Below are 8,614 nucleotides of genomic sequence, written 5' to 3'. Positions count from 1 at the left end.
AATAAGGCACCAAAAGAATGGGGAGAATTATTGGGTGATCAAGCTATAACAACAGCAATTCTAGATAGGATTCTTCACCGAGTAGAAATCATTCATTTAAATGAAGATAGTTATCGTATGAAGCATCATTCTACCATATTTGGGGAACAAAGTGTTTCAAAATAACGAGCAAAAATTGTTTCATTCTACTTGACGGTCACAGGGATATCCTTTAAATATAGAAGTTGTCTCAAAATGAAGGGAGTTTCATTGAATTATACACTTCTCCTGCAAGGGTTGTTCCAATTAAAAAAAGAAGAAAATCTCCTCTTTTTGGTATACTATAACCAATTAAAAGAAAGATTTTCTTACACTTGCGATCGTTCATTTTCTTTAATAATTGCCATCAGGCTCATCACTTTTCCTAATTATTTCATAGCTCCCTTTTAAAACTCTCGATGTTTGTAAAAGTTAAGTGAAATCAGATACGAAATGAAAAGAATGATTACAACTGGAATAAATAACAACAGAGCTATTTGAGCGTCTGATGATGAATGAAATAAAGTTGAAATACTTTGAATGAAAATCGAATCTTCTTTTTTACTAAGATGATCAACTAAAGTTGACCCTCCCGCTATAAATACGAAAAACAAAATAAAACTTATCACTCTCGATTTTAGAAAGCCATATTTAAAAATTAACGGCAAAGTAATAGAGCAAAATAAGCTTACCGCAACAAGGGAAAAGAATAATCCACTAGAAGTAAAAGGAAGAACCTTTATAGGTAGGTTTAATTGATTCACAATCAAATAAATTAAATAATTCACAAAAACTGCGTAAAAAGCGAAAATATATACGGAAATATATTTTGAAGAAACAATAGTATCTTTTTTGATCGGGAGACTAACTAACATAAGATCACTATTATTTTTGTCTTCCACCGCGCTTGCTCCTAGAGCCAACATATATGTTACTGCTAAGATATTTACTACCAACCCGGAAGGGCCAATTTCCGATAAAGTGAAGGTAAAAAAGAAAATAAATAGCAAGGAAAATCCGATTGCTCTTTTTTGCATGATCACGTCTTTTTTAATAAGATGATACATGTTGATCACTCCTTCTTGTGGAAAAGACCATAATATCTTCTAATGTTGGTTTTTCAATGATAACCGAATCTCCAAGGTATTGAAGTACCTCACCCTTATTTTGTGATAGCGCTTCAAAACCATATTGATTTTCCTTAATTCCAATAAAATGATTTGCTATGTTAGAATCAAGTTTATCTTTACTGCCTTTTACCACACAATATTCCTCTAAAAGTTCTTCCTTCGTTTTACTTAAAATAACCTCACCATTGTTAACTAAAGTAATATAATCCGCTATTTTATCTAAGTCAGATGTAATATGAGTGGAAAAGAAAACAGATTTGTTTTCATCTTGCATTAATGACTGTAAAACATCTAATAGTTCACTTCTAATGAGAGGGTCCAAACCAGAAGTTGGCTCATCCATTAACAACAATTCAGCATTATGAGAAAGGGCAATCGCTAAGGAAAATTTCATTTTCATCCCTTTTGATAAATGTTTGATTTGTTTTTTTGAAGGCAATCTGAAGTCTTTCACATATCTTTTGAATAAATTTTCATCCCATTGACTGTAAAATGGACGAATAATATTCTTCATTTCTTGAACTGTTAAATCTTCATAAAAATGATTTTCATCATATACAAATCCAATTCTCTCCTTAATCGCAATTTCGTTTTTCTTATTATCGAGCCCAAATATATTAATATTCCCACTGTCTCTCTTGATTAGATTCATAATTAGTTTGATGATGGTACTTTTACCGGCTCCATTAGGACCGATGAAACCCATAATATAACCTCTCTCAAGAGAGAAATTCACATTTTTTATGGAAAAGCCTTTGTAGTTTTTACATAGGTTTGTAATTTCTAAAATTTTATTCAACCTTATCACCCTCAATTAAATGATTAAGTATGTCTTTTAGCTCTTTCTCAGTAAGCCCTGCTTGCTTTGCATGTTTGATAGCTTCACTCAATTTTTCTTCTACTATTTTTGTTTTGGTTTCTCGATACATTTCTTTGTTAATTGAAGCAACATAAGAACCTTTACCAACAACTGTATAGATAAACCCTTCCCTTTCAAGTTCGTCATAGGCTCTCTGAGCTGTGATAACACTAATTTGAAGCTCTTTCGCTAAATTTCTTATTGACGGAAGCTTTTGTGATTCCTCTAATATTCCCTTTATTATGAGCTCTTTTAATTGGTTTACGATTTGTAAGTAAATGGGTTCACCTGAAAAATTTGATATTATAATATCCACTTTTTACCCCTCAAGCCGTTATTAGTGTACATAGATACTATATACACTAATAACACATATGTCAACTTTTACTATGAGAAAATTAATTTGTTTATAATTTTGACCAAAATTAAGACCTCCATGAATCGGAAGCCTTGAACAAGCTAAAAAGCCAATGTCTCCTCAAACATAGAAAACATTGGCTTTTATTGGTTATCATCCTTTCATTGTTTTAGATTAAACTACTTGTACCCTCCATTCGTTTTTATAGAAGCATGGACATATAGTATTCATCAACAAATTCTCCGTTCACATACAATGAGTCTCTTTTGACTCCTTCAATATCAAAACCCATTTTTTTGTACAAACGAACTACTGGCTCATTGCGGGTAATGACGGTTAATTCTAAGCGACGAATTTTTTCCTCTTTTGCCCATTGTTGTAATCTTTCAAACAAACGTTTCCCAATTCCTTTCCCCTGATGCTGCGCTAAAATCCCGACGACTATATATACACAGTATTTCTTTCGCTTAGGTTCTCCCCCAACTGCCATTAAATAACCGACTAATTCTTGCTCCACTTCGGCAACAAAAATCGTTGAATTAGTGGTTATGCCAATTGCATCAATTCTTTTTCTTACATCTTCTGGCTTTGCGTTTCGTTCATCAGCTTCGAACAGCATAAACGGGGATTCACGCTCGATTTGATGAATTAAACGGACAAAGCTTTCAGCATCTGTTGGAGTTATTTGTCTAATAATCATTTCCTGTTCCCCTCTTGTCTCTAGTCAAAAGTTTTCCTGCAAACATAAATCATTTCATCACTATCCTGACTGATCGGAGTTTCTTTCCAATCCGAATAAAGGTGTACAATTTCAAATCCATGAGTGGTGAGCAATCTCTCCATTTCCTTAGGAAAAACATATCTTAAGCTAATATTCGTTCTTTTTTCATCGATTATGTTTCCATCTGTACCGTAGTATTTTCGAATGGTCGTATAATGTTGAACTTGATTGAGAGAATCATAGCTACTGATTGTGTACATATCAACTTTATAGGAAGTCTCCTCATCTATATAGCTTCGCCAATATGCTTCCGTATTTGGCTGCAGCAATTCTTCGGCACTTGGAAACCTTGTCCCAAAAATAAAAATGCCCTTATGTTTTAGATGCTTATTTATGGAGGAAAGGAGATGATTTTGCTCCTCATTCGTGAGGAAATGTTGAAATGAATTCCCAACAGAATAGATGAATGTACTCGTTAAACCTAGGTCTAATTTTGTACAGTCTTGCTCTACCCATTTTAAAGGTAAACGAAGATTTGCAGATTTTCTTTTTGCTTCATCCAACATTCCTTTATGTATATCAACTCCAACTAGCTCATAACCATTTTTCGCTAATGGAAGCGTGATTCTTCCTGTCCCACAAGCCAAATCAATAATTGGACCCGTTGATTTAGAAGCCCATTTCAATAAAAATGGAAGCTCCGGTAAATAAGATTCATTTTCCTTATCATATAGAATCGGGTCATCGTACTCTTCTGTATTATTCAATATTTTTCAAGTCTCCTTTTTCATATAATTGGTCTGTAATTTTTTTAAAATATATCTCCATGGACATCCATCTAGAAATCGATTACCTGATCGAAATGCTATAATAATTTAATAATAACTTTACTGAATATTCGAATATTAAGATTTACTAAACTATATCATTTTAAAGGAGCGATTGATAAAAATGGATGTACTTACCTTTAGAATATTTAACAATGAGTAAGATGAATTAGTCAACTTCATGACAAAAAATCATTGGACATTTCATCCAACCCCCAGACCTTCTATTCAAGATATTCATACAAGATATCTTGAAGGCTGGTACTCAGCAGGCAGGGAAACCTTTTGGATTGAAAAAAACAGGAGGATAGCGGGTCTCATCATTATTCACGACATCCATGATACGATTCTTTCGTTTGATATTCGTATTGGACAGAAGGATAGATGTAAAGGATATGCAACGAAAGCGATTCATTGGATGATGAACTATATTTTCCATTTACAACATAGAAAGATTCGAATAGAAGCGTATACCCGTAGCGATAATTTGGCTATGCGGAAAACTCTATATAAGTGCGGGTTTGTAAAGGAAGGATATTTACGTGATGCCTGGGAAAACAGTGATGGAAGTGTTTCAGATTCCTTATGCTATGCCATAATTAGAAAGGATTGGGAAAATAAAACTGTAACCCCAATTAAACTGGAAGAGCTGCCTTACTAATCCTTTGAAAAAACAGCATGCTTTTCCCTATTTTTAGAAAAGGGAAAGGCATGCTGTTTTCAGCTTTCTACATTGCCATGGATTATAACATCATGCACTAGAGCTATCCTTCTCTTCCAAACTTGGCGGCTTCTCAAACCAGCCCTTTTCAATCATTAATTTCGTTGCATCCTGTAAAAAGGCTGCATTTCTCAATAAGGCCTTTGTATACATCGCACTAATATCTCTTCTTCCATTAACAGCAACAGCATTACCAAAAGCTCTAATTTTTATCGTAAACATATCAATTTTATGGTACAGCATAATTTTATCTGAAAAAGGAGAAAAAGTGGAAGATGTTACTAAATCATTTAAAATGGTAAGGAAGGCAAATTTTCTTCATGCAATTTTTTCATGTAATTTTCAAGATTTCGCGTAGTGACCCTTTCTCCTCTTCCAAATAAAGTGCGAATTTCTTCATCCTTTGTTACTTGAGAAAACGCACTGATTAGTGCTTTACTGGCTACATTGCTTTCAATTAAATCATAAAGTTGGGTAATTTCCAAGGCATGCATCGGTCTCACATGCCCAAAGTATCCATTTAAAAAGTCCTCATGAACAAACTCAACCTTCTCAGGCGTCGGGATGAGCGGAGGCTTCTTAATAAACCCCTTGTCAAGGGAAATCGTTTTTATCTTTTCTATTAAATCAAGGGTACAATCCATGCAATGCCTAAAGAATTCCTGAACATCTTTTCTATAAACAAGAGGGATTGCCACATTATAAATACTCATTCCCGCTTTCGAGGTGTACTTTAAATAATGCACATAAAATTCATCTTGAAACAAACGAGGAGCATTTAAATTCACATCTTCCTCGGAAAAGCCATTTGGTATTGGTATATGATCCCGAGTGAAAATCTCTGTAATCGTTTTTACAAAATCCTCACTTAAACCTAACGCTTCTTGCAATAGATTTTTTATATCCTGATCTTCTACATGTTGAATATAATAAGCTAATATGTATTGCGCCATATTGTTTCCCATATATGTTGCCCAAAGTTTACCCATTTCCACTGATGTTAATGGTTCGGAAATACTCGTCTTATCTGACATGGCGAACTCCTTTTATTGTTTTTGATTTTAGTTTGTTTCGCCATACAAAATTTTATACTAATACTATTATTACTTTAGAGGGAAAATAAAACGATTCACTACAGCTCATTTCCAACATGCTTTAAGGCGACTTACCGCATTTTCCATCATTAAAAGCTTTATTCCTCCACCAATCTTTCCATGCCATCCACGTTATTTTTTATGAGGGTTAGGGCCCCACATTGGGCTCATTGCCTTAATGACACTGCATTTAATCCCGTTTGCAAGCAAGTATAGTTAACTTTTTCTACCAAGGCTATGATAAAAACGATTTTTGGCTTATTTCGTATGAAAGCAAAGTTCCATACGAGATGAGCCAAAAACCAACATCAATCGCTCCTAATAAAATTTCTCTGCATTGTCCTAAGACGTTCGATTGAAGTATCGTTTTCACTCTAACTTTGTTAATCAGTGCTTCTAAAATGTTTTAGCGCCCTTCTAGCTATTATGAATAAATATATACACGCTGCGTACAAAATAGTTCCCAAAGTATAGTTAATAGATTGGGTTTGAGCGCTTATTCCATGTAAATCATTGTACAACTGATCTTGGCTTTGTGACCACGAAGTAACAAAGACGGTAATCGCTATCAAAAAAAACGCTAAAAGTGCTTTCTTCTGAAATGTAATCTCAACAAAACTCTGTTTTAAGCAAGTGACAAAACTCTCTTTAACATCTGAATATGTTCTTCGCTTTCCTTCAAAGGGAACTAGGAAAAATACTAACAAGCTCCCCCATACAAAAGCCATCATCATCAAACTTGTACCATCCATAATTCAATCCTTCCTTTCAGCAAACTTGTGGTGGCGACCGCTCAATGGTAAAAACTAGCTATAATCATTGCAGCGGGATAAATTAATACTTGTCCTAAAATGGTTCCCAGAAACTTTGTAGCAATTAATAAAACGACAAGCGCTTTGACATCCCCATAGGGACGCTTTTTCCTCAATGCCTGATCGGTAATAATCGCTGCCTGTGGATCTACTAGTAAAGTAAGCAGAATCGTAGCGATACCGTTAATCATTCCGGATGAGGCAGAGGCAGACAAACGATAGTCTTCTCCTACAAAGAAGGCTGCATAATAGGCTGAAATAACTCCTATCGTATAAACCGCTGTAATGAAAGTATTTAAAAGTAAAAATCGCTTGGGAATTTCTCGATATCGCAAGCTGTTAATCATTCTTTTCTTCGGTCTCGTTGTATTTTTTACTATCCGCTTTATATTTGAAACACTTAGTGCTTCAACGACAATTGAAGGAACTGAACCTTTAACCTCAAGTCTATCCACTGCTTTTGAAAACAGCTTTAGAAAAGTTGGGATCAGACCAACACCTACTAAAGTGCCCATTGTTGCAGACGCTAAAACGAACCTAATCTCTTTAATAGGATCCATTTGATTAGCGATACTCATGCCGATAAGTAGTCCGATTAAAGGAGCTTGAAACATATTTGCCGTCCTTGACACCAATACAAATATGTTAAATAGTGATAAGGATAATGCATATTTCCCACTTTTCACTGAATTTAAACGAACAGAGTAGGCTAGGGTGTCAATTAAATGAATAACGAAGGTCAGTCCCATTAGACTGAACAGCATACGATCACCTCATCTATTAGACGGGAAATCATTTTATATGTTTCATATTTTTTCCATTTTTCCTATCGGATTCGACTGAAGAAAAGTAATTAACTTTTCATCCCTTTCCAGCGAGAATTTGCCAATCCAAATTAGATGGCCCCAAGAATCGACAAAATACAACTCTGAATCTGTAATCTTTTCTAGTGCATATTGAGGGTGCTCCTGTGAAATAAACCCATCGTTTTTACTATGCATGATCAAAGTTGGGCTCGCAATGCTCTTTAAATCTTCCTCTGTCAGCTCCTTAGATTGATTCATATCGATGAGAAAGCCTTGACCAGACCGTTGGCGACCATTCATTTTTTGAAACTCAATTACATCTTCTTCTCCGACTCTTTCATTCAGCTCTTGTTTTTTCAAGGTGCTAAACTGCGAAGCCATCATATTGAACATGACTTTCGGAAATAAAGAACTAAATTTACTCAACATTTTCCAAGTAAACACCTCTACTCCAGGTCGAAAAATAATATGAGCTGCCTTATATTCCATATCTTTAGGCGTCAGCCATTCTCTAGAAACTGCACTTTCTAAAGTAAGACTTTTAACTTTTTCCGGATATAATGAAGCAAAACGTATTCCAGTAGGCCCGCCAGCAGAAATTGCGATAACATGAACCTGCTTAAACTGAAGGTGTTCCACTAACTTCCGATAATATTTACATGCTATCGTCAAGCTTTCTCCGATTTCCTTTGATGTTCTGCCATATCCAGCTCTTGAAGGCGTTATGAGCTGATGCCATTTTCTATCAATGCTTGATAACCAAATTCCTCAAAACAGTTTGAATGTCCACCATGAAAAATTAAAATGGGGTCACCTTCCCCCATAAGCGAATATTCAACCGTCATCCCATCTACTGCAAATAGCTCTACTTTTCTGTTCACTAAGATCATCCCTCCTATATAGCTCCTTACTGATAAAAATTGGTTATTTTTCACTTGTAATACTATATCGGTCAACACTACGTATTATTTATTGGCATTAGCACAAGGTAGCCTTCAAAGTCAATTGAGATTCGAATGTTTCTTGGACGAGCTTTACCAGACAAGAAACCGCTTGTGATAACATCTCCACTTCACTTATCGCCAACGAAAGGATGCTCGCGCTAAGTGGAAAAACAAACTAAAAGGGCTAATCAATTTTCTAAGAAAAACCGGGCATAGCCCGGTCCTTTTCATGGTTAGAGAATATCCGATAATTTGTACTCTATGCCATGTACCCCTTTATAATACTCAGGATACATTTCACCCCCACATTTTTCACATGCAAAC

The 8,614-nt window shown here is 35.1% G+C and carries 11 protein-coding genes and 1 pseudogene; 2 read left to right on the top strand and 10 right to left on the bottom strand.

Translation table 11 applies throughout. The annotated features are described in order from the left end of the window. Window positions 1-165 (top strand): ATP-binding protein (locus PZE06_RS24880; protein WP_275792080.1); only part of this gene is annotated, 165 nt, incomplete at its 5' end. Between the two features lie 260 nt (window positions 166-425). Here PZE06_RS24880 and PZE06_RS24875 read toward each other — a convergent pair. The 5 genes from PZE06_RS24875 to PZE06_RS24855 all read right to left on the bottom strand — a co-directional run bounded on the left by PZE06_RS24875 (window position 426) and on the right by PZE06_RS24855 (window position 3,853). Next, a complete protein-coding gene (locus tag PZE06_RS24875; RefSeq protein WP_150917599.1) occupies window positions 426-1,085 on the bottom strand; it encodes an ABC-2 transporter permease in 660 nt (219 codons plus the stop codon). After that, the gene (locus tag PZE06_RS24870) at window positions 1,069-1,947 is read right to left on the bottom strand and encodes an ABC transporter ATP-binding protein (RefSeq protein ID WP_150917596.1); all 879 of its coding nucleotides are present in this window, start codon (window positions 1,945-1,947) and stop codon (window positions 1,069-1,071) included. The genes PZE06_RS24875 and PZE06_RS24870 overlap by 17 nt, the downstream gene beginning before the upstream one ends. Next, window positions 1,940-2,323 carry a GntR family transcriptional regulator gene (locus tag PZE06_RS24865; protein ID WP_150917593.1) on the bottom strand — a complete coding sequence of 128 codons (384 nt, stop codon included), beginning with the start codon at window positions 2,321-2,323 and terminating at the stop codon, window positions 1,940-1,942. Before PZE06_RS24865 ends, PZE06_RS24870 begins: the two co-directional genes overlap by 8 nt. Before the next feature lie 244 nt (window positions 2,324-2,567). Continuing rightward, the gene (locus PZE06_RS24860; RefSeq protein ID WP_150917590.1) at window positions 2,568-3,065 is read right to left on the bottom strand and encodes a GNAT family N-acetyltransferase; all 498 of its coding nucleotides are present in this window, start codon (window positions 3,063-3,065) and stop codon (window positions 2,568-2,570) included. A 20-nt stretch (window positions 3,066-3,085) separates the two neighbouring features. Further along, the gene (locus PZE06_RS24855) at window positions 3,086-3,853 is read right to left on the bottom strand and encodes a class I SAM-dependent methyltransferase (protein WP_150917587.1); all 768 of its coding nucleotides are present in this window, start codon (window positions 3,851-3,853) and stop codon (window positions 3,086-3,088) included. Between the two features lie 241 nt (window positions 3,854-4,094). Between PZE06_RS24855 and PZE06_RS24850 the strand changes: the two genes are divergently transcribed. Beyond that, window positions 4,095-4,574 carry a GNAT family N-acetyltransferase gene (locus PZE06_RS24850; RefSeq protein WP_225310829.1) on the top strand — a complete coding sequence of 160 codons (480 nt, stop codon included), beginning with the start codon at window positions 4,095-4,097 and terminating at the stop codon, window positions 4,572-4,574. A 90-nt stretch (window positions 4,575-4,664) separates the two neighbouring features. Here PZE06_RS24850 and PZE06_RS29705 read toward each other — a convergent pair whose 3' ends face one another. From PZE06_RS29705 to PZE06_RS24830, 5 genes and pseudogenes are all read right to left on the bottom strand, one after another. Next, window positions 4,665-4,877 carry a DUF3231 family protein gene (locus PZE06_RS29705; RefSeq protein ID WP_306421339.1) on the bottom strand — a complete coding sequence of 71 codons (213 nt, stop codon included), beginning with the start codon at window positions 4,875-4,877 and terminating at the stop codon, window positions 4,665-4,667. A gap of 47 nt (window positions 4,878-4,924) precedes the next feature. Continuing rightward, a complete protein-coding gene (locus PZE06_RS24845; RefSeq protein WP_306421338.1) occupies window positions 4,925-5,668 on the bottom strand; it encodes a DUF3231 family protein in 744 nt (247 codons plus the stop codon). Between the two features lie 443 nt (window positions 5,669-6,111). Further along, a complete protein-coding gene (locus PZE06_RS24840) occupies window positions 6,112-6,480 on the bottom strand; it encodes a hypothetical protein (RefSeq protein ID WP_150917584.1) in 369 nt (122 codons plus the stop codon). A 41-nt stretch (window positions 6,481-6,521) separates the two neighbouring features. Further along, a complete protein-coding gene (locus PZE06_RS24835) occupies window positions 6,522-7,304 on the bottom strand; it encodes a lipid II flippase Amj family protein (RefSeq protein WP_095310685.1) in 783 nt (260 codons plus the stop codon). 42 nt (window positions 7,305-7,346) lie between these two features. Further along, window positions 7,347-8,227, bottom strand: a pseudogene (locus PZE06_RS24830) (alpha/beta fold hydrolase). Between the last annotated feature and the right edge of the window lie 387 nt (window positions 8,228-8,614).

This window comes from Robertmurraya sp. DFI.2.37 (genome assembly GCF_029211245.1).
Taxonomy (GTDB): domain Bacteria; phylum Bacillota; class Bacilli; order Bacillales; family Cytobacillaceae; genus Robertmurraya; species Robertmurraya methanolica_A.
The sequence above is the reverse complement of the archived record's forward strand: the minus strand, read 5'-3'. Positions and strand labels throughout refer to the sequence as shown.